Source organism: Stappia sp. ICDLI1TA098 (assembly GCF_054880955.1).
This window is the reverse complement of sequence record NZ_JBTZBT010000003.1, coordinates 334,486-354,192: the sequence shown is the minus strand read 5'-3', so window position 1 is coordinate 354,192 and position 19,707 is coordinate 334,486. Positions and strand designations below refer to the sequence as shown.

The following is a 19,707-nucleotide window of genomic DNA, read 5'->3' as shown; positions in this document are numbered from 1 at the left end:
AACGTTTGAATCAATGGCCACCGTCGCCGGGCCAGTTTCACGGAACAGGGTTAGCGATCCGTTACGCTTGAGCCGACAATTCGTGCGGATGTCTTCAGGGGGCGGTTACCGGGGCGTTTCGCGGCACGCGACGGAGGCGGGCGGCGAAGAAGCCGTCGAGGCCGCCCTCGGCCGCCTCGGGGCGGGAGAGCTGCGCCGGCTGCGTCCTGAGGTCGCCGGCCGGCGTGATCGCGGCTTCGAGCCCGTCGATGCCGGTTTCCTCCGCGCTGGCGGGATCTCGGACGAAATCCGGGTTGGCGGCGAGGAAGGCATCGACCACCGCCTCGCCCTCCTGCGGCTCCAGCGAACAGGTGCAAAAGACCAGCCGTCCGCCCGGCTTCAGCCAGCCGGAGGCGCGCTGCAGAAGCACGGCCTGCCGCTCGGCAAGGGCGGCGACATCCTCCTTGCCCCGGGTCCAGGCGACTTCCGGGTGGCGTCGGATGGTGCCGGTCGCCGAGCAGGGCGCGTCGAGCAGGATGGCGTCGAAACGCTCGGCCGGCTCGAAGACGGAAAGATCGGAGGTGACGGTTCGGGCGTCGAGGCCGAGGCGCTTCAGGTTTTCCGACAGGCGGCGCAGCCGGCGCTGCGAGATGTCGACGGCGGTGACCCGGGCGCCGGCGGCCGCGAGCTGGGCGGTCTTGCCGCCGGGCGCGGCGCAGAGATCGGCGACCTCGAGCCCTTCGACCGGACCGAGAAGCCGGGCCGGGATCGAGGCGGCGGCGTCCTGCACCCACCAGGCGCCCTCGTCATAGCCGGCGAGCTGGTCGACGCGGCCGCTGCCGTGGAAGAGCCTGAGCGTCTGGGGACCGAGCTTTACCGCACCGAGCTTTTCCGCCCAGCCGTCGATATCGCTGCGCACCGTGAGATCCAGGTTGGGCTCGTGGCGGTGCATCAGCGCGATGGCGCGGGCGGCTTCCTCGCCGTGGGCGCGCTGCCAGTTGGCGTAGAGCCACACCGGCGCGGTGCGCCAGGGCTCGCTGGTCGCCTCGAGCAGCGCCTCGCGCTCCCGCGACAGGCGGCGCAGCACCGCGTTGACCAGCCCCTTGTAGGGGCGCGCGCGCTCGTCGCGCTCTGCCGCCCGCACGGCAAGGTCGACGGCGGCGCGGTCGGCGACGTCGAGAAACAGGATCTGCGCTGCCGCAACATGAAGGATATCGTGAACGATGCCGCTCTTTTCCGGGACCGGCTTCGCGACGAGGCGGGTCAGCATTGCCGCGATCTGGCCACGCCGGCGGAGCGCGGCGCCAAGAATCGCGCGCACCAGGCCGCGGTCGCGCGCGTCGAGCGCACCGTAGCCCGCATGGCCGCGCGTCTCGTCGAGATCCTCGTCGAGGGTGCGCCGGCCAGCGATCACACGGCCAAGAATATCGATCGCCGCCAGCCGCGCGGCGAGGCCTTCGACCGTGACGTCGCTCCGGCGTGGCGTCCTGTCGCGATCCTGCGTCCGCTCGGCCGGCCCGCGGGGCTTGCCGGTGCCACCACGACCAGCGGGCGCCCCTGAACGGTGCGGCGGTTTCGAGCCGGTGCGGCCCTTGGCGGAATTTCGGTCGGAAGTGGTCACGTTCGTCGGCTTTCGGGGGGTTGGCGCCCGCGTGGTCTGGCGCGTCGCGCTTGACGCGCGCCTGCGGGGCGAAGAGCGCTTATGCACGCTTTGCGTGGCGCTTCACAAGGAAAAAGGCCGAAACGGGCCGCCGCCCCCGGTCGTTCGGGGGCGCGGCCCGCGCATGGTGCTTGGTTATCCCCAGGGCCCGCGACGGGGCTCGCTGGAGGCGCGTGCGCGGCGACCCCAGGGGCCGGGCGGATCGGTGCGCGGCGCGCCGCCGGTCATCGGCGCGGGGCTTCCGCCGCCGCCGGCGAGTTTCATCAGCGCGCGGATGCGGTTTTCCGTGTTCGGGTGGGTGGAGAAGAGGCCGTCCATCTTCTCGCCCGACAGCGGGTTGATGATGAACATATGCGCGGTCGCGGGATTGTGTTCCGCATCCGGATTGCGGATCTGCGCGGCCCCGCCGGCAATCTTTTGCAGGGCCGAGGCGAGCCACATCGGGTTGCCGCAGATCGCGGCACCCTCGCGGTCGGCGGCATATTCGCGCGTGCGGCTGATCGCCATCTGCACCAGCATCGCGGCTAGCGGGGCGACGATCATCGCCAGCAGCACGCCGACGAAGCCGAAGGGGTTGTTGTTGTCGCGGTTGCCGCCGAAGAAAAAGGCGAAGTTGGCGAGCATCGAGATGGCACCGGCGATGGTCGCGGTGATCGTCATGATCAGCGTGTCGTGGTGCTTCACGTGGGCAAGCTCATGCGCCATGACGGCGGCCACTTCCTCGCGCGTCAGGCTCTGCAGCAGGCCCGTTGTCGCGGCGACGGCGGCGTTCTGCGGGTTGCGGCCGGTGGCGAAGGCGTTCGGCTGCGGGTTGTCGATCAGATAGACCTTCGGCATCGGCAGGCCGGCGTTCGCGGCAAGCTGGCGCACGATGTGGAAGAGCTCCGGCGCCTGGCGTTCGTCGGCCTCCACGGCATGGTGCATCCTCAGCACCATCTTGTCGGAGTTCCAGTAGCTGAAGAGATTCATGGCACCGGCCACGACCAGCGCGATGATCATGCCGCCCTGACCGCCGATCATGTAGCCGATGCCCATGAACAGCGCCGTCATCGCGGCAAGAAGAAGTGCCGTGCGAAAATAGTTCATAGGGGTCTCTGCCCTCCAGCAACACGCGGACGCCGTTTCACAGGCGCGCCTTTCATCCTATATGTTGGCGGCGAGCGGCGGCTTCGCAAGAGCGAACAGCCGGACGGATTGCGCACTAGGAGGCATCAGATGGACACATCGACCAAGAAAACCGACCCTGCTTCCGGGTTTTCGCAGACCGAGATCGCGGTTTCCGGCGGCGATGCGGCCGAGGCACCGCGTCGGCGGTTCGAGGATCTCCCGCCGGCGGCGCAGCGCGCGCTGCGCGAAGCCGACGCCAGACGCCAGGCCATCGATGCGCGCGCCGAAACATTGCCGCGCGAGGTCGACGGGCGCGGCGGGCTGGAGCCGACCCGCTACGAGGACTGGGAAGTCAAGGGCATCGCCTGCGACTTCTGAGCGGTGTCGCACCCGCCTCCGGCCGGGCTGATTGCATTTCCCTGCGCGGAATGCGGCTTGGTTAATGAGCGATTTACCACCCATCGATAGGCTTGCGGCAAAGACGGGCAGATCCGTCGCGCGGTCGCAGGCCGTGCGGCGCGGTGCCCGCCGCATGGTCGCAGTCGGACAACGGGCCCTTTTGCTTCGGCGCAAGGCCCCCGGTCCGATCGATGGAGTCTGTCGAATAGCATGTCCGCACCCGCCGCAATGTCTCCGTCCGCCCCGTCCGCGCGCCAGGCTCTGCCCTCGTCCAATCCGTTCGAGCGGCTGGCCGCGCTGATCGCGGGCGTTGAACCCGGGCTCGATCCGCTTGTTATGACGATCGGCGAGCCGCGCCATGCCATGCCCGCCTTCCTCGGCAAGGTGATCGCCGACAATCTGGCCGACTTCAGCCGCTACCCCAACATTCGCGGCACCGATGCGTTTCGCGCGGCCGTGTCCGGCTGGCTTGACCGGCGCTACGGCCTTGCAGGATCGCTCGACGCGGCGCGCGGCATCCTGCCGCTCAACGGCTCGCGCGAGGGGTTGACGTTCGCCGCCGTTGGCGTGCGCGACTATCTCGCGGCGAAAGGTCGCGTTGCGCCGGCCGGCCGCGCGGCGGTGCTGATGCCCAATCCGTTCTACCAGACCTATGCCGCCGCCGCCCATCTGGCGGACGCCGAGTTCGTCGGCCTCGACGCCACACGGGCGACCGGCTTCCTGCCCGACCTTGACGCGCTCTCGCCCGACCTGCTCGACCGCACGCTCGCCTTCTACTACGCCTCGCCGGCCAACCCTCAGGGCGCGGTTGCCGATCTGGCGACCTGGCGCAAGCTCATCGAACTGGCCCGTCGCCACGGCTTCTTCATCGTCGCCGACGAGTGCTACTCGGAGATCTACCGGAGCACGCCGCCGGCGGGCGTGCTCGAGGCCGCCCACGCCATGGGCGCTGGCTATGCCAACATCGTGACGGTCAACTCGCTGTCGAAACGCTCGAACCTCGCCGGCCTGCGCTGCGGCTTTGCCGCCGGCGACCCGGACTTTCTCGCCGCCTGGTCGGGGTTCCGCGGGCTTGCCGCGCCGCAGGTGCCGCTGCCGCTGCAGGCTGTCGCTGCCGCGGCCTTCGCCGACGAGGCGCATGTGGCGGAAAACCGGCGTCTCTACAACGAGAAATACGCGGTCGCCGAACGCATCCTCTCGCCGCTCTTCGGCGCGGTCGTGCCCGAGGGCGGTTTCTTCCTGTGGCTCGATGTCGCCCGCTTCGGCGGCGGCGTCGAGGTGACGCGGAAGCTGTGGGCGCAGGCCGGGGTGAAAGTGCTGCCGGGCGCCTATCTGGCGCTCGACGGAGCCGCCGGAAATCCGGGCGCGGACTACATCCGTCTCGCGCTCGTCGACGACGCGAAAACCATCGAGACGGCGCTTTCGCGCGTCGTCGCCGTGCTCGGAGGCTGAACCATGCGCCGCGCCACATCCGTCCGCCCCGGCCGCGCCGCGGCTCTCGGCCTGGAAGACACGCAGGGACCGTTCAAGCGCTTCATGAAGCGCAACATGATCGGTGCCATGGGCCTTTCGCTGATCGCGCTCTGCGCGGCGCTGGCGGCCGCGCTTGCCACGTGGTCGACCGCCGACCCGAGCCTCAGCCACGCCACATCGGCTCCGGTGCGCAACGCGCTTGGCCCGGTCGGCGCGGTCATCGCCGATGTCTTCATACAGTCCATCGGCCTTGCCTCGGCGGTGTTCCTCGTGCCCGTGGTGTTGTGGGGCTGGCGTCTGCTGACGGCGCGCCAGACGCGCATCGCAACGCGCCGCATCGGCTTCTGGATCGCGGGAACCCTGCTTTCCGCCGGTGCGCTGGCGGCGCTGCCGGTGCCGGGGAGCTGGCCGCTGCCGACCGGTCTCGGCGGGTTCCTCGGCGATTTCGTGCATCTTCTGCCGGGCAAGCTGACTTCCGGCATGACCGCCGGCATGGCGGTCATCCTTGGCGTCTTCGGCCTCGGCATTCCCGCCGTGCTGTTCATGCTGCGGGCGGCCGGCTGGCTCGGCCGCGACCCTGAGCCCTTCCTTGCGCCGCTGCCCGAGCCGTCGCGTCATGCCCGCTCCGTCGGAACGGTTCCCGACTTTGACGAGGATGACGACGACGAAGACGAGCGCGGCGGCCGGCTTTCCGCCCTCATGGGGGCGGCCACCCATGCCGCGCTGCTGGCGCGGACAACGCTCCGGCGCATGGTCTCCGGCCGCAAGGCGGCACGCCGCCCCGCGCGCGCGTCCGCCGGTGCGGACGACTATGACGACGCGGATTGGGACGGCGGCTGGGAGGACGAGGCGGATGCGCCCCGCGAGACCGAGGACGATGATCCCGTCACCCGTCACGGCGGCTTCGCGCGGCTTCGCCGCACGCTGGCCAAGCGGTTGATGCCGGAGGAGGACGACGGTCTCGACGCCTTCTATCCCGCCGAGGCGGAAGAGCTGGACGACGACGTCCCGGACGCTCCCGCCGGCACCATCGACGACCTGCCCGATCTCGACGACGATCCGCTCGACGAGATGCCGTTGCCGCGCGCCATCGCCGGTCCCGCCAGCCGTGCCGAAACCGCGCCGGCGCCGGGACGCGTCGTGCCACCGGCCGGCCGGCCGAAGCCCGGGCGCCGCGTGCGTGAGGAAGCGCAACCCTCCTTCCTGCGCAATCCGGGAACCTATGAGCTGCCGGCGCTGCATCTGCTCGCCGAGGCGAAGGCCGGCACGCGCCAGTCCGCCGTCAACACCGACGCACTGGAGCAGAACGCGCGCATTCTGGAGGGCGTTCTGGAGGACTTCGGCGTGCGCGGTGAGATCATCGAGGTGCGCCCGGGTCCGGTCGTCACCCTTTATGAGCTGGAGCCGGCACCGGGCATCAAGTCGAGCCGCGTCATCGGCCTGGCCGACGACATCGCCCGTTCGATGAGCGCGATCTCGGCCCGTGTGGCCGTCATCCCGGGCAAGAACGCCATCGGCATCGAGCTGCCGAACCAGCGCCGCGAGACGGTGTTCCTGCGCGAGCTTCTCGCCTCTTCCGACTATGAGAAGAGCAAGGCCAAGCTGGCGCTGACGCTCGGCAAGACCATCGGCGGCGAGCCCGTGATCGCCGATCTGGCGCGCATGCCGCATCTGCTCGTCGCCGGCACCACCGGCTCGGGCAAGTCGGTGGCGATCAACACCATGATCCTGTCGATCCTGTACCGGCTGACGCCGGAGCAGTGCAAACTGATCATGATCGACCCGAAGATGCTGGAACTGTCGATCTACGACGGCATTCCGCATCTTCTGACCCCGGTCGTCACCGACCCGAAGAAGGCCGTCGTCGCGCTCAAGTGGACCGTCCGCGAGATGGAAGAGCGCTACAAGAAGATGTCGAAGATGGGTGTGCGCAACATCGACGGCTTCAACACCCGCGCCGCCCAGGCGGCGGAAAAGGGCGAGGTCTTCACGCGCACGGTGCAGACCGGCTTCGACCGCAACACCGGCGAGCCGATCTTCGAGGACGAGGAGCTGAGCCTCGAGCAGATGCCCTATATCGTCGTCATCGTCGACGAAATGGCCGACCTTATGATGGTTGCCGGCAAGGACATCGAGGGCGCGATCCAGCGTCTGGCGCAGATGGCGCGTGCCGCCGGCATCCATCTGATCATGGCGACCCAGCGTCCCTCTGTCGACGTCATCACCGGCACGATCAAGGCGAACTTCCCGACGCGCATCTCCTTCCAGGTGACCTCGAAGATCGACAGCCGCACGATCCTTGGAGAGCAGGGTGCCGAACAGCTGCTTGGCCAGGGCGACATGCTCTACATGGCCGGCGGCGGCCGCATCCAGCGTGTCCACGGCCCCTTCGTTGCCGACGAGGAGGTGGAGGACGTGGTGAGCCACCTGAAGCGCCAGGGCACACCGCAGTATCTCGAGGCTGTGACGGAAGAGGACGAGGGCGGCGACAGCCCCTACGATGCGCTTGCCAGCGGTTCCGACGGCGAGGGCAACGACCTGTACGACAAGGCGGTGGCCATCGTCCTGCGCGACAAGAAGGCCTCGACCTCCTATATCCAGAGACGCCTGTCGATCGGCTACAATCGCGCCGCCTCTCTCATCGAGCGGATGGAGAACGAGGGCCTCGTGGGCGCGGCGAACCACGCCGGAAAGCGCGAGATCCTGGTGCAGAACGGCGTCGAGGAGGATTTCTGAGGGGGCTGGCCGGCAACGGACCCGTGCCGTCCCCCTGGGCAGGATGCCCGGCGGGCGCGGCCCGCACCCCGCCATTCATTCTTCCCGACGGCTTGAAACCGGCGGCGGGAAGCCGCAACTTCGCCACAGCCGCCTGATAGCGCCAGTGCACGAGACATCGACGGAGCCTGACAGAATGACAATCGCCCGCCGCTCATTCCTGCTGCGCATTGCCGTGCTTTGCGCGGCGTTCGCCCTGCCGATCAGTGGGACCGCCCGCGCCGCGGCCCTGTCGTCGGAACAGAAGCAGACGCTTGCCGAGGTCAACGCCTATTTCAACAGCGTCAAGACGATGCACGGCGACTTCATCCAGTTCGGCCCCAACGGCGAGCGCGCCGAGGGCAAGTTCTACCTCGCCCGGCCTGGCAAGATCCGCTTCTACTACAACCCGCCCTCCAAGGTGGACATCATCGCCGACGGCAAGTCTGTGTCGGTGAAGGACCGCAAGCTCGCGACCCAGGACATCTGGCCGCTCAGCGAGACGCCGCTGCGGTTCCTGCTGGCCAGCCAGATCAACCTGGAAAAGGACGCCGAGGTTGCCTCCGTCTCGGTCGAGCCGGACCTGGTCACCGTGGTGCTTTCCGATACGTCGACCTTCGGCACGGGCAAGCTGACGCTGATCTTTGATGCCAAGTCGACCGAGCTGAAGCAGTGGACCGTGACGGACGCGCAGGGCTACGACACCTCGGTCGCGATCTACAACACCAAGGTCAACGGGCCGACCAACCCCAAGCTCTTCACCATCGACTACAACGCCAACCTGATGCAGCGTCGCGGCAACAACTGATCGAAAACGGGAAGTCGTGCCGGTGGGCAGCGTTCAGGGCTCCGCCTCCTCTTCCGTGACCGGCGCGCGCTTTCCGGTCTGGGTGTCGATCCTGGCGCGCGCCTGCGCAAAGCGCGGGGCGCGCATCGAGATCGAGCCGATCTATGGCTATGCCGGTTCGATCGTCGGGGCCGACGGTCGCCGGCATTTCTTCAAGGGCACCAATTTCGACATCAATGGCGCGGGCGCTGCGGCGCTGGCCAAGGACAAGGACTACGCCGCCCGCTTCCTGGCCGAGGCGGGCCTGCGCGTGCCGCGCGGGCTGCTGCTTCATTCGCCGGCCCGCCGGGCCGCGCTTCGTCTCAAGAACCCGGATGTGGCGCGCCGTCTTCCCGACAACGCAGATGCCCTGGCCTTCGCCGAGGCAGCCGGATATCCCGTCTTCGTCAAGCCGAACGAGGGGTCTGAGGGCGACGGCGTGATGCGCGTCGGCGCGCCCGACGGGCTCGACGGCGCCCTTGCGACACTCTTCGCGCGGCATGAGCGGGTGCTCGTGCAGGAGACGGTCGCTGGTCGGGATTTCCGGGTCGTCGTGCTCGACGGGAAGGTGCTTGCCGCCTTCGAACGACGGCCGCTTTCGGTGACCGGCGATGGCTCCAGTCCGCTGTCGGTTCTGATCGCCCATGCGCTGGAGGGGTTCTCGGCTGGTGGCCGCGGCACGCGCATTGCCGCCGACGATCCGCGCATTCTCTCCCATCTCGCCTCCGGCGGGCGCGGGCCGGAGACGGTGCCGGCGCTTGGCGAGAAGATCGCGCTTCTCGCCAACGCCAACCTCTCGACCGGCGGCGCAGCGGTCGAGGTGAGCGACGCGCTCTCGCCGGAGTTCGCGGAGGCGGCGGTGCGGGCAGCGGCGGCGCTGGGCCTGCGCTTTTCCGGCGTCGACCTGATGGCGAGCGGTCCCGGGGACCCGGCGCCGGCGGTGCTGGAGGTCAATGCCGCGCCCGGGCTTTCCTATTTCCACCGCCTTGGCGGGGATGCGGCTGAAACCGTCGAGCGCATCTACGAGGCGCTGCTCGATGCGCTGCTCGGCCGCTAGAGGGCAACGGCCGTCCATCCCGAGGGGGCTTCCTGGGGACCAAAGAAAAAGGCCGGCGAAACGCCGGCCTTTTCCGTTTGCGGTGCTGGTTGCGTTGCTTAGCTGGAAACGAGGTTGCGCAGCACGTACTGGAGGATGCCGCCGGCGCGGACGTATTCGAGCTCGTCCTCGGTGTCGATGCGGCAGAGCACCTCGATGGTCTTCGCGGTGCCATCGGCGAAGACGACCTCGATGTCGACCATCTGGCGCGGCTTGAGGTCGGTGACGCCCTTGATCGTCACCCGCTCGGTGCCGGTGATGCCGTGCGACTGCCAGCTCTCGCCTTCCTTGAAGGTGAAGGGCAGAACGCCCATGCCGACCAGGTTGGAACGGTGGATACGCTCGAAGGACTGGGCGATGACGGCGCGCACGCCGAGCAGGGTCGTGCCCTTGGCCGCCCAGTCACGCGAGGAACCGGTGCCGTATTCCTTGCCGGCGAAGATCACCAGAGGCGTGCCCGCCTCCTTGTATTCCATCGCCGCGTCGTAGATCCACTTCTCCGCGCCGTCCTTCATGGTGACGCCGCCCTCGACGCCGGGAACCATCTGGTTCTTGATGCGGATGTTGGCGAAGGTGCCACGCATCATGATCTCGTGGTTGCCGCGGCGCGAGCCGTAGGAGTTGAAGTCCTTCTTGGCGACCTGGTGCTCCTGCAGGTAGACGCCCGCCGGGGACTCCGCCTTGATCGAACCGGCCGGGGAAATGTGGTCGGTGGTGATCGAATCGAGGAACAGACCCAGGACCGCGGCGCTCTCGATGTCCTCGAGTGGCTTCGGCTCCATGGTCATGCCCTCGAAATAGGGCGGGTTCTGCACGTAGGTCGAACCGGTCGGCCAGGAGTAGGTCATGCCACCCTCGACCTTGATCCCCTGCCAGTGCTCGTCGCCCTTGAAGACGTCCGAATAGCGGGTGCGGAACATCTCCTCGGTGATCGAGGAGCGGATCAGGTCGGTGATCTCCTGCGTGGTCGGCCAGATGTCCTTGAGGTAGACTGGATTGCCGTCGGCGTCCTCGCCGAGCGGGTCGCTCGTCAGGTCGACGTTGAGGCTGCCGGCGATGGCGTAGGCGACGACGAGCGGCGGCGAGGCCAGGTAGTTGGCGCGCACGTCCGGATTGACGCGGCCCTCGAAGTTTCGGTTGCCCGAGAGCACCGAACAGGCGACGAGGTCGTTGTCGTTGATCGCCTTCGAGATCTCCTCGGCCAGCGGGCCGGAGTTGCCGATACAGGTCGTGCAGCCGTAGCCGGTCAGGTTGAAGCCGAGCGCGTCGAGATCTTCCTGGAGGCCGGCCTTGGCGAGATAGTCGGTCACGACCTGGGAGCCCGGCGCCAGCGAGGTCTTCACCCACGGCTTGACCTTGAGGCCCTTGTTGCGGGCGTTGCGGGCGACGAGGCCGGCACCGATCAGCACGCTCGGGTTCGAGGTGTTGGTGCAGGAGGTGATGGCGGCGATCACGACGTCGCCATCGGCGAGACCGTGGTCGCGGCCGTCGACGGCGTGGCGCTGGCCGGCACGGTCGAGGACGCCGGTGGCGCCTTCGTCGACGAAGCGGGATTCACCGTTGGCGGCCGGGACCGAGTCCTGGTTCTTGCGCCCGCCCTTGATGTCGTCGAGGGCGACGGAGAACTTCTGAGCGGCCTCGGTGAGCGCGACGCGGTCCTGCGGACGCTTCGGGCCGGCGATCGACGGCACGACGCTCGACAGGTCGAGCTCCAGCGTGTCGGTGAAGGTCGGGTCAGCGGTCTCGGAGGTGCGGAACATGCCCTGCGCCTTCGAGTAGGCCTCGACCAGGGCAACGCGGTCGGCGTCGCGGCCGGTGGCGCGCAGGTAGCCCATCGTGTCGTCGTCAACCGGGAAGAAGCCGCAGGTGGCGCCGTATTCCGGCGCCATGTTGGCGATGGTTGCCGCGTCCTCGAGGGAGAGATTGTCGAGACCAGGGCCGTAGAACTCGACGAACTTGCCGACAACGCCCTTCTTGCGCAGCATCTCGACGACGGTCAGCACCAGATCGGTCGCGGTGATGCCCTCGTTGAGCTTGCCGCTCAGCTTGAAGCCGACGACTTCCGGAATGAGCATGGAGATCGGCTGGCCGAGCATGGCCGCCTCGGCCTCGATGCCGCCGACGCCCCAGCCCAGAACGGCGAGTCCGTTGACCATCGTCGTGTGGCTGTCGGTGCCCACCAGCGTGTCCGGATAGGCGACGGTCTCGCCATCCTCGTCGCGGGTCCACACGGTCTGGGCCAGATACTCGAGGTTGACCTGGTGGCAGATGCCGGTGCCCGGGGGAACGGCGCGGAAGTTGTCGAAGGCCGACTGGCCCCAGCGCAGGAACTCGTAGCGCTCGCCGTTGCGCTCGTACTCGAGCTCGACGTTGCGGCGGAAGGAGTCCTTGGTGCCGAAGTAATCGATCATCACCGAGTGGTCGATGACGAGGTCGACCGGCACCAGCGGGTTGACCTTCTTCGGGTCGCCGCCGAGCTTCACGGCGGCGTCGCGCATCGCGGCCAGATCGACCACGGCGGGAACGCCGGTGAAGTCCTGCATCAGCACGCGGGCCGGGCGGTAGGAGATCTCGTGCTCGGAGGTGCGGCTGACGAGCCACTTGGCGACGGCGCGGATGTCGTCGGCGGTGACAGTGCGGTTGTCCTCGAAGCGCAGCAGGTTCTCAAGAACCACCTTGAGCGAGTAGGGCAGTCGCGAGACGCCTTCCAGCCCGTTCTTCTCGGCCTCGGGGATCGAGAAGTAGGTGTAGGTCTTGTCACCCACCTTGAGGGTTTTCCTGGCCTTGAAACTGTCGAGCGATTTGGTCACGGCTGGCGGTCCCTTTTGTCTGTCGGGCGCGCGGGGCCCCCTTGGCCACCCGCGCCACGCTTGCACCGTCCGGTATCGAGGCGCCGTCTTGGGGAGCGCCGGGACCGGAGGAATGACGTTCCGCGGGCGTGCGATCACGAACGCGCGCGTTTCGGCGCCCGTATAGCGAATTTCAGCGCCCGGGGCCAGCGGATAGAGCCTCCTTCTTCCTAGGCCAATCGGTTAGGGCAGGGGCCGCGGCATGCCATCCGGGCGATTGCGTCTTGATCGGTGCCCCCGGCTCGGGCAAACCCTTCGGTCATGGATGCGGTCTTGCGCCGCCTCGCCAAGGCGTTTTCGCCCCCCTGTCGCCCCAACGGATCCGGTCCATGCGCCTCATTGTCGAAAACCTGGCCTGCGAGCGCGGCGGTCGTCGTGTGCTCTCCGGCGTGGAGTTTTCCCTCGAGAGCGGGCAGGCGCTGGTGGTCACCGGTGCCAACGGCGTCGGCAAGTCGAGCCTCATCCGGGTGATCGCCGGCCTCGTTGCGCCGGCCGCCGGGCACATCCGCCTGGAAGGTGGTATGGCCGAGCGGACGCCGCCCGAGCACTGCCACTATTTCGGCCATCTCGATGCGCTGAAGCCGGCGCTCAGCGTGCGCGAGAACCTCGATTTCTGGACTGCCTTCCTTGCCCCCGCCGAGGGCGGCGGGCTGAGGCGGGCGGCGAGCCTCGTCGACGCGCTGGAGACGCTCGGCATCGCCCATACGCTGGACCTTCCGGCCGCCTATCTGTCCGCCGGGCAGAGGCGGCGGCTGGCGCTGGCGCGGTTGCTGGTCGTGCCACGGCCGATCTGGCTCCTCGACGAACCGAGTTCGGCACTCGACGCCGCCTCCGAAGCGACGCTGGCAGAGCTGATGACCGCGCATCTTGCTGCCGGCGGCATGATCGTCGCCGCAACCCATCAGGAACTGGCGTTGCCGAGTGTCCTCGATCTCAGGCTGGAGGCGGCATGAGCGGGGAGGCTTCCTTCAGGCCGGCTCCGGCCGCGCCGCGCGGCTGGGCGAGTGCCCTCTTCCTGCGCGAACTGAAACTGTCGCTCAGGGTCGGCGGCGGTGCGCTGATCGGCGTGCTGTTCTTCCTTGCGGTGATCACGGTTGTTCCCTTCGGCGTCGGCCCCGACCTGAAGCTGCTTGCGCTGATCGGGCCGGCGATCCTGTGGATCGGCGCCTTGCTGGCGACGCTGCTCGGCCTTGACCGCCTGTTCCAGGCCGACCGGGATGACGGCTCTCTCGACCTCATGCTGATGGCCGGACGGCCGCTGGAGCTGCTGGTTCTGGTCAAGTGTCTTGCGCACTGGCTTGGAACCGGCCTGCCGCTGGTGGCGGCCGCGCCGTTCCTGTCGATCTTTCTCAACCTGGAGCCGGTTTCGACCGGCGCGGTGACGCTGACGCTTCTGGTCGGCACGCCGGCGCTGACGCTGATCGGCGCGGTGGGCGCCGCGCTCACCGTCTCGCTGCGGCGCGGCGGTCTGCTGCTTGCGGTGCTGGTGGTGCCATTCAGCATCCCCGTGCTGATCTTCGGCGTCAGCGCGGCGGGGGCTGCTGCGGGCGGGCCCACGCCCTTCCAGACGCCGTTCCTGTTCCTGTCGGCGCTGACACTGGTCGCCGCGGTCGTCGGGCCGGTCGCGGCCGGGGCGGCGCTGCGCTTCTCCAGCGACTGACCTGGCGCCTGCCGTCGGACGGCATGTCGCGCACGCCTCCATTGAAAGCCGGACCAACCCACACTAGAAACGTTCCATGGCCCTTCTCGACCTTGCCAATCCGACCCGCTTCCTGACCCTTTCGGGGCGGGTCCTGCCGTGGCTTTCCGCGTTCTGCGCGATTGCCTTCGCGGTCGGCCTCTACCTGACCTTCGCCGTTGCCCCGGACGACTACCAGCAGGGCGCGACGGTCAAGATCATGTTCCTGCACGTGCCCGCGGCCTGGCTGGCGATGATGTGCTATGCCGTCATGGCGATGGCCTCGCTCGGAACGCTTGTCTGGAAGCACCCGCTCGCCGACGTGTCGGCGCGCGCGGCGGCGCCGATCGGGGCGGCCTTCACCTTCGTGGCGCTGGTCACCGGAGCCTTGTGGGGCAAGCCCATGTGGGGCACCTACTGGGTCTGGGACGCGCGCCTGACCTCGTTTCTGGTGCTCTTCATCATGTATCTCGGGCTCATCGCGCTGTGGCGCACGGTCGAGGACCCGATCCGCGCCGGCAAGGCGGTGGCGGTGCTGACGCTCGTGGGTGCGATCAACCTGCCGATCATCAAGTTCTCGGTCGACTGGTGGAATACGCTGCACCAGCCGGCGAGCGTGTTGCGCGTCGGCGGGCCGGCGATCCACCCGACGATTTTATGGCCGCTCATCGTCATGGCCGTGGCCTTCACCCTGCTTTTTCTGATCATGCACCTGATGGCGATCCGCAACGGCATCCTGGCGCGCCGGTTGCGGACCATGCGCCTGCAGGCGGCAAGCCGGCATACGGCGACTGCCCGTCCGGCGACGACCAGGGCCCAGCCCGGCATGGGAGCCGCGAAATGATGCTTGTCGAGCTGCTCGGTCCGCACGCGGGCTTCATCCTCGCCTGCTACGGGATCACCGCCGGCGTCGTCGCCGCGCTTTTCGTCTGGCTCTTTGCCGCGCGGGCGCGGATCACGCGCGAGATCGCGGCGCTGGAGGCCGAGGGCGTGAACCGTCGGTCCAGGCCCGCCTCCGCGGAGACCGGATCATGAGCAGCAACGAGCCGGCAAACCCGGAGACCCCGACGCGCGAGCGACGCCGCCTGCCGTTGATGGCGCTGCTGCCGCTCGTCGTCTTCGGGCTGCTCGCCGCCCTGTTCCTGGCCCAGTTGCTGAGCGGCAAGGATGCGTCCGAGGTGCCCTCGGCGCTGATCGGCAAGCCGGCGCCCGAGTTCACACTGCCCGCCGTCCCGGGTCTCGTTGCCAAGGGGGACCCGGTGCCGGGCTTTGCCCGGGCCGACCTGCTTGGCAAGGTCAGCGTCGTCAACATCTTCGCCTCGTGGTGCGCACCCTGCCGGCAGGAACATCCGCTGCTGGAGGAACTGGCGGCGACGGGAAAGGCCCAGCTTCTCGGCGTCAACTACAAGGACAAGCCGGAGAATGCCCGCCGTTTCCTCGGAGCGCTCGGCAACCCCTACGACAGGGTCGGAGCCGACGACAAGGGCCGGGCGGCGATCGACTGGGGCGTTTACGGCGTGCCGGAGACCTTCATCGTCGATGCGGCCGGGATGATCCGCTACAAGTTCATCGGCCCGCTCTCCGAGGCGAGTTACCGGCAGGTGTTCCTGCCCGAGCTCGAAAAGGTCCTGGCCGACCCGCGCGGTTGACGGCCGGTGGCCGGAGGTCTCAAGTCCTCGTGAATGGCCTTTGATCCCGACGCGGCCTATCTTGCTTTCGACAAGAGGGGGGAGCCGCCCGGTTCCCGCCGCCACATCCGACGCCGCGGTTTCCAGATGCCTGCACCTGCGCAGTTTTCGCGCGCGGCCCTTGCCGCGCTTCTGACGACGCTGATCGCGTTGTCGTTCGCCGCCGCTCCGGCGCGCGCCGAGCCGCCGCGCGCGGTTGTCGAACTCTTCACGAGCCAGGGCTGCTCCTCCTGCCCGCCGGCGGACAGGCTGATGGGAGAACTGGTGCGGCGCGGCGATCTGGTGACGCTGACCTATCCCGTCGACTACTGGGACTATCTCGGCTGGCACGACACGCTCGCCTCGCCGGAAAACAGCCGCCGCCAGCGCGACTATGCCGAGGCGCGCGGCGACCGCGCGGTCTACACGCCGCAGGTCGTCGTCAACGGCGCAACCCATGTCGTCGGCAGCGACAGGAAGGCGCTGGGCCAGGCGCTCGAGACAAGCCCGGCTCTTCCCGTTACGGTGTCGCTGCGCCGGATCGACGAGCGCATCGAGATCAGCGTCGAGGGGCGGCTGCCGGCGGGCACGGGCATGGCGACGGTCATGGTCGCCTTCGTCGCGCCTCCGGTGGATGTGGCGATCCCGCGCGGGGAAAACCGCGGGCGCAACATTACCTATCACCATGTGGTCAAGGCGATGCGGGCGGTGGGCGTTTGGGAAGGCGGCAAGGCCGTGTTCCAGATTCCGGCCAGCGAGATCCGCAAGCTCAATGCCGGCGGCTGCGCCGCTCTCGTCCAGATCGAGAAAGCCGGCCGGCCGGGCCGCATCCTGGGGGCGGGAACGCTCTGAGGCGAAAGCCTTGCGTCGTACCCTGTGAGAAGCGGGCACGGCGGTTTGTCACGGACGGTAAAACCGGCTAGGCCTTTGCCGCGCCCCCCGGCACCCGGCCGCTGCGGCGCGAGACACGTCGCAAAGGTCGCCGTTCATGAGCCTTCGCCTGCGCATCGCGCTTGCAAGCATCGTCGTCGGGGTCGTCGTGCTCGCCCTCAAGACGCTGGCCTACTGGTGGACCGGCTCCGTCGCGCTCTATTCGGATGCGCTTGAATCGGTTGTCAACGTCGCCTCGGCGGCGGCCGCCTTCGTCGCGGTGTGGTTCGCCTCCAAGCCGCCCGACACCAATCATCCCTACGGTCACCACAAGGCGGAATACCTTGCGGCCGTCATCGTCGGCGTGATGATCGTGCTTGCCGCCCTGTCGATCGCCCGCGAGGCCTGGATCGCGTTCAACAATCCGCGCGAGATCGCCTTCACGGTCGAGGGGCTTGGCGTCAATGCGCTCGCCAGCGTGCTCAACGGCGCCTGGGCGTGGGTGTTGATCCGCGTCGGACGCAGCCATCGCTCGATGGCGCTTGCCGCCGATGGCAAGCATCTGGTGACCGACGTGGTTTCCTCCGTCGGCGTTCTTGTCGGCGTCGGGCTGGTCTATCTCACCGGCATCCGCTCGCTCGACTCCCTGCTTGCGGGCCTTGTGGCGCTCAACATCCTGTGGTCGGGCTGGGGCTTGATGAAGGAGTCCGTCGGCGGGCTGATGGACGAGGCGGTCGCCCCCTCGCTGCAGGACCGGATCCGCGAGGTCATCTCGAACTCCGGGGCAGGCGCCCTGGAGGCCCACGACCTGCGCACGCGCTCGGCCGGGCATGTCATCTTCGTCGATTTCCATCTGGTGGTGCCGGCGGGAATGACGGTCGAACAGGCCCACGAGATCTGCGACCGGATCGAGGATGCAATCTCCCGGGACGTGCCGGGCGCGCGCACCACGATCCATGTGGAGCCCGAGCAGAAAGCCAAGCACACCGGCATCGTCGTCATCTGAACCGCGCCTGCGCGGCGCGGCGGCTCAGTCCTGCCGGTCGCGGGGGCCGGTCAACGCCCGGTCGATCGCGTTCAACAGATGCGCCGGCGGCACGGGCCGGGTCAGCACGCTCGAGAAACCGGCGCGGGCCAGGTCGGCCCGGTTCGGGGCCATCGCGGCGGTGATGCCGACGACGGGGAGCGTTCGCGTCTCGGCTTGCGCGCGGATGCGGGCCAGCGTCTCGACGCCGTCCATGCCCGGCATTGTGAGATCGAGCAGCATTCCGTCGGGCACGGCGTCGGCGAGCCGTTCCAGTGCTTCCTCGCCGCTTTCGGCAAGTGTCACGTCGAAGCCGACCGCTTCGAGCATCGCCCGCATCATCCGGCGGTTCGCGGCATTGTCGTCGACGACGAGAAGCCGCCTTCGCCGGCTGTCGGCCGCCGCCTCGTCCGCGGCGACGGCGCGCGCTGCCTGCTCTGAGGTCGCGGCGGCGGATCCTGGTGCGGGAGCCGGCGCGAGCAGTGGCAGGCGAAGACCGAAGGTGCTGCCCATCGGCGAGGTCGCGACAAGCTCCAGCCGGCCGCCTTCGGCGGCGGCGAGCCGGGCGGCGCTCCACAGGCCAAGGCCCGATCCACCCGCGCGGCCTTCCGCGCGGCGGCCGCGACCGCCGGGGCGGAACAGGCGCTGGCGCTCGTCCGTCTCGATGCCGATCCCGGTGTCGGCAAGCGTCAGCGAGAGCTCGGGGTGGGGGCCTCCGCGACGCACGCTGGCCGTCAGCCGCAGGCCGCCCTCGCCGGTGTATTTCAGCGCGTTGTCGAACAGCACGGAGAGCACCCGCCTGAGGCCGAGCGGGTCGGTGAGCCCGTAGCTCGCGAGTTCGTCGGAGATGTCGCGCGACAGCGACAGGCCGCGGGAGCGGGCATGCGGCTCAAACAGGTCGGCGACCGCCTCGATGGTGTCTCGGGCGGTGTCGCGGGTTTCCGCGCGGGCCGGCAGGTCGTCGCCGGGCAGGGCGGCGCGGGTGATCGCCAGCAGCGAATCGATCGCCATTTCCAGCGTCTTCAAGGCGTCGGCCTGGCGCGGTGTCGTGGGGTCGGTGCAAACGATCTCCACCGCCGTGCGCATCGCCGAAAGCGGTGTGCGCAGGTCGTGCAGCAGAACGGCAAGCTCGTCCGGCGCCGCTTCGCGAGGCGTTGCGCCGTCATCCGGTCCGTCAGTCATCCTCGGCCTTTCCGCTCCGGCCGGTAGCCCGTCGCGACATGGCCGCCGCACGGGATTCGACCCTTGCTCACTTTGCCGAGGCCGCCGGCCAAATCAAGCCTTGCGACCGCCTTGGGAGAGATCGCCGCCTGAGCCCGGAGCCTGCGTGCTTGTCGGCGTGCGCGGGGCATGCGAAACAGCGGCATGATCGATCAGATCCTCACCATTGTCCTGCCGCTTTTCGTGTTGATCGGCCTTGGCTATGCGGCGGCGCGTACCGGTGTGCTCGACGCGGGCATCGGCGACGCGCTCGGGCGCTTCGTCTATGTCATCGCCATCCCGGTGCTGATCTTCCGCACGCTGGCGACGAGCTCGCTCGACGGGGTTTCGCCGTGGGGGTTCTGGTTCGCCTATTTCACCGGCGTCGCCGTCGTGTGGACGCTGGGAACGCTGGTGGTGCGCAAGGTGTTCAGGCGCGACGCGCGCGCCGGCGTCATCGCCGGCATCAACGCCGGCTTCGCCAATACCGTGCTCGTCGGCGTGCCGCTGATCACCGCCGTCCACGGTGAGGCCGGCCTGGTGCCGCTCTTCGTGCTGATCTCGATCCATCTGCCGGTGCTGACGGTCGTCTGCGCTCTGCTGATGGAGCGCGCCGCCGTCCTCGACGGCACGCAGCAGCCCAAGCCGCTGCCGCAGCTGATGGCGGGCGTTGCGATGAACCTCGCCACCAGCCCGATCATCATCGGCATCGTCTGCGGCGGCCTCTGGCGGCTTACGGGCTGGCCCGTCACCGGCATCTTCGCCGATGTGCTCGGCCGTATCGCCAGCGCGACGATCCCGGTGGCGCTGTTTTCGCTGGGCATGAGCATGGTTGCCTACGGCATCCGCGGCAATCTCGCGCCCGGACTGGTGCTGTCCGTCCTCAAGATCGGCGCGATGCCTGCGATCGTCTGGGCAATGGCGACCTATGTGGTGCACCTGCCGCCGTTGTGGATCTCGGTGGCGACGCTCACGGCGGCCTGTCCGACCGGCATCAATGCCTTCCTTTTCGCCAACCGCTTCGGCACCGGCCACGCCATGTCGGCGAACTCGATCACGCTGACGACGGCGCTTGCGGTGGTGACGACCGGTCTGTGGCTGGTCTTCCTCGGCAGCTGAAGCGGC

At 68.6% G+C, this 19,707-nt stretch carries 17 protein-coding genes; 13 read left to right on the top strand and 4 right to left on the bottom strand.

The window, feature by feature from the left end; all coding sequences use genetic code 11:
* Positions 1 to 94: 94 nt before the first annotated feature.
* Both ACSLUQ_RS16685 and htpX read right to left on the bottom strand, forming a co-directional pair.
* Positions 95 to 1,600, bottom strand: coding sequence for an RsmB/NOP family class I SAM-dependent RNA methyltransferase (locus tag ACSLUQ_RS16685; protein WP_461809168.1), 1,506 nt, complete (start codon positions 1,598 to 1,600; stop codon positions 95 to 97).
* Positions 1,601 to 1,774: 174 nt separating this feature from the next.
* Positions 1,775 to 2,725, bottom strand: a complete 951-nt coding sequence (gene htpX, locus ACSLUQ_RS16680; protein WP_461809167.1) for a zinc metalloprotease HtpX — start codon at positions 2,723 to 2,725, stop codon at positions 1,775 to 1,777.
* 129 nt (positions 2,726 to 2,854) lie between these two features.
* On the opposite strand from htpX, the gene ACSLUQ_RS16675 reads away from it, so the two are divergent.
* From ACSLUQ_RS16675 to ACSLUQ_RS16655, 5 genes are all read left to right on the top strand, one after another.
* Positions 2,855 to 3,124, top strand: coding sequence for a DUF1674 domain-containing protein (locus tag ACSLUQ_RS16675; protein WP_461809166.1), 270 nt, complete (start codon positions 2,855 to 2,857; stop codon positions 3,122 to 3,124).
* Positions 3,125 to 3,355: 231 nt separating this feature from the next.
* Entirely contained in the window at positions 3,356 to 4,597 is a 1,242-nt protein-coding gene (locus ACSLUQ_RS16670) for an aminotransferase class I/II-fold pyridoxal phosphate-dependent enzyme (RefSeq protein WP_461809165.1), read from the top strand.
* A gap of 3 nt (positions 4,598 to 4,600) precedes the next feature.
* Positions 4,601 to 7,354 carry an FtsK/SpoIIIE family DNA translocase gene (locus tag ACSLUQ_RS16665; RefSeq protein ID WP_461809164.1) on the top strand — a complete coding sequence of 918 codons (2,754 nt, stop codon included), beginning with the start codon at positions 4,601 to 4,603 and terminating at the stop codon, positions 7,352 to 7,354.
* Between the two features lie 175 nt (positions 7,355 to 7,529).
* A complete protein-coding gene (locus tag ACSLUQ_RS16660; protein ID WP_417771387.1) occupies positions 7,530 to 8,180 on the top strand; it encodes an outer membrane lipoprotein carrier protein LolA in 651 nt (216 codons plus the stop codon).
* A 22-nt stretch (positions 8,181 to 8,202) separates the two neighbouring features.
* Positions 8,203 to 9,255 carry an ATP-dependent carboxylate-amine ligase gene (locus ACSLUQ_RS16655; RefSeq protein WP_461809163.1) on the top strand — a complete coding sequence of 351 codons (1,053 nt, stop codon included), beginning with the start codon at positions 8,203 to 8,205 and terminating at the stop codon, positions 9,253 to 9,255.
* Positions 9,256 to 9,353: 98 nt separating this feature from the next.
* On the opposite strand, the gene acnA is transcribed toward ACSLUQ_RS16655, so the two are convergent.
* Positions 9,354 to 12,104 (bottom strand): aconitate hydratase AcnA, encoded by a 2,751-nt coding sequence (gene acnA, locus ACSLUQ_RS16650; RefSeq protein WP_461809162.1) that lies wholly within the window; start codon positions 12,102 to 12,104, stop codon positions 9,354 to 9,356.
* Between the two features lie 368 nt (positions 12,105 to 12,472).
* Here acnA and ccmA point away from each other — a divergent pair, with 368 nt between their 5' ends.
* The 7 genes from ccmA to ACSLUQ_RS16615 all read left to right on the top strand — a co-directional run bounded on the left by ccmA (position 12,473) and on the right by ACSLUQ_RS16615 (position 17,364).
* A complete protein-coding gene (gene ccmA, locus ACSLUQ_RS16645) occupies positions 12,473 to 13,096 on the top strand; it encodes a heme ABC exporter ATP-binding protein CcmA (protein ID WP_461809161.1) in 624 nt (207 codons plus the stop codon).
* Positions 13,093 to 13,803 carry a heme exporter protein CcmB gene (gene ccmB, locus ACSLUQ_RS16640; protein WP_461809160.1) on the top strand — a complete coding sequence of 237 codons (711 nt, stop codon included), beginning with the start codon at positions 13,093 to 13,095 and terminating at the stop codon, positions 13,801 to 13,803. The genes ccmA and ccmB overlap by 4 nt, the downstream gene beginning before the upstream one ends.
* 76 nt (positions 13,804 to 13,879) lie before the next feature.
* Positions 13,880 to 14,665, top strand: coding sequence for a heme ABC transporter permease (locus tag ACSLUQ_RS16635; protein ID WP_461809159.1), 786 nt, complete (start codon positions 13,880 to 13,882; stop codon positions 14,663 to 14,665).
* Positions 14,662 to 14,856, top strand: a complete 195-nt coding sequence (ccmD, locus tag ACSLUQ_RS16630) for a heme exporter protein CcmD (protein WP_461809158.1) — start codon at positions 14,662 to 14,664, stop codon at positions 14,854 to 14,856. Before ACSLUQ_RS16635 ends, ccmD begins: the two co-directional genes overlap by 4 nt.
* Positions 14,853 to 15,470: a DsbE family thiol:disulfide interchange protein gene (locus ACSLUQ_RS16625; protein ID WP_461809157.1), complete on the top strand. Its 618-nt coding sequence runs from the start codon at positions 14,853 to 14,855 to the stop codon at positions 15,468 to 15,470. The genes ccmD and ACSLUQ_RS16625 overlap by 4 nt, the downstream gene beginning before the upstream one ends.
* Positions 15,471 to 15,596: 126 nt before the next feature.
* A complete protein-coding gene (locus ACSLUQ_RS16620) occupies positions 15,597 to 16,340 on the top strand; it encodes a DUF1223 domain-containing protein (protein WP_461809156.1) in 744 nt (247 codons plus the stop codon).
* Between the two features lie 136 nt (positions 16,341 to 16,476).
* Positions 16,477 to 17,364, top strand: a complete 888-nt coding sequence (locus ACSLUQ_RS16615) for a cation diffusion facilitator family transporter (RefSeq protein ID WP_417771396.1) — start codon at positions 16,477 to 16,479, stop codon at positions 17,362 to 17,364.
* A 24-nt stretch (positions 17,365 to 17,388) separates the two neighbouring features.
* On the opposite strand, the gene ACSLUQ_RS16610 is transcribed toward ACSLUQ_RS16615, so the two are convergent.
* Positions 17,389 to 18,564, bottom strand: coding sequence for a response regulator (locus ACSLUQ_RS16610; protein ID WP_461809155.1), 1,176 nt, complete (start codon positions 18,562 to 18,564; stop codon positions 17,389 to 17,391).
* Between the two features lie 183 nt (positions 18,565 to 18,747).
* Here ACSLUQ_RS16610 and ACSLUQ_RS16605 point away from each other — a divergent pair, with 183 nt between their 5' ends.
* Positions 18,748 to 19,701 carry an AEC family transporter gene (locus tag ACSLUQ_RS16605; protein ID WP_417771398.1) on the top strand — a complete coding sequence of 318 codons (954 nt, stop codon included), beginning with the start codon at positions 18,748 to 18,750 and terminating at the stop codon, positions 19,699 to 19,701.
* Positions 19,702 to 19,707: the final 6 nt, after the last annotated feature.

What these genes read in the sequence shown, in the direction of transcription:
- ACSLUQ_RS16620 (WP_461809156.1), top strand. Translation starts at nt 15,597, where the DNA reads ATGCCTGCACCTGCGCAGTTTTCGCGCGCGGCCCTTGCCGCGCTTCTG.
- ACSLUQ_RS16670 (WP_461809165.1), top strand. Translation starts at nt 3,356, where the DNA reads ATGTCCGCACCCGCCGCAATGTCTCCGTCCGCCCCGTCCGCGCGCCAG.
- ccmD (WP_461809158.1), top strand. Translation starts at nt 14,662, where the DNA reads ATGATGCTTGTCGAGCTGCTCGGTCCGCACGCGGGCTTCATCCTCGCC.
- ccmA (WP_461809161.1), top strand. Translation starts at nt 12,473, where the DNA reads ATGCGCCTCATTGTCGAAAACCTGGCCTGCGAGCGCGGCGGTCGTCGT.
- ACSLUQ_RS16635 (WP_461809159.1), top strand. Translation starts at nt 13,880, where the DNA reads ATGGCCCTTCTCGACCTTGCCAATCCGACCCGCTTCCTGACCCTTTCG.
- ACSLUQ_RS16625 (WP_461809157.1), top strand. Translation starts at nt 14,853, where the DNA reads ATGAGCAGCAACGAGCCGGCAAACCCGGAGACCCCGACGCGCGAGCGA.
- ACSLUQ_RS16660 (WP_417771387.1), top strand. Translation starts at nt 7,530, where the DNA reads ATGACAATCGCCCGCCGCTCATTCCTGCTGCGCATTGCCGTGCTTTGC.
- ACSLUQ_RS16615 (WP_417771396.1), top strand. Translation starts at nt 16,477, where the DNA reads ATGAGCCTTCGCCTGCGCATCGCGCTTGCAAGCATCGTCGTCGGGGTC.
- ACSLUQ_RS16605 (WP_417771398.1), top strand. Translation starts at nt 18,748, where the DNA reads ATGATCGATCAGATCCTCACCATTGTCCTGCCGCTTTTCGTGTTGATC.
- ACSLUQ_RS16675 (WP_461809166.1), top strand. Translation starts at nt 2,855, where the DNA reads ATGGACACATCGACCAAGAAAACCGACCCTGCTTCCGGGTTTTCGCAG.
- htpX (WP_461809167.1), bottom strand. Translation starts at nt 2,725, where the DNA reads ATGAACTATTTTCGCACGGCACTTCTTCTTGCCGCGATGACGGCGCTG.
- ACSLUQ_RS16665 (WP_461809164.1), top strand. Translation starts at nt 4,601, where the DNA reads ATGCGCCGCGCCACATCCGTCCGCCCCGGCCGCGCCGCGGCTCTCGGC.
- ACSLUQ_RS16610 (WP_461809155.1), bottom strand. Translation starts at nt 18,564, where the DNA reads ATGACTGACGGACCGGATGACGGCGCAACGCCTCGCGAAGCGGCGCCG.
- ccmB (WP_461809160.1), top strand. Translation starts at nt 13,093, where the DNA reads ATGAGCGGGGAGGCTTCCTTCAGGCCGGCTCCGGCCGCGCCGCGCGGC.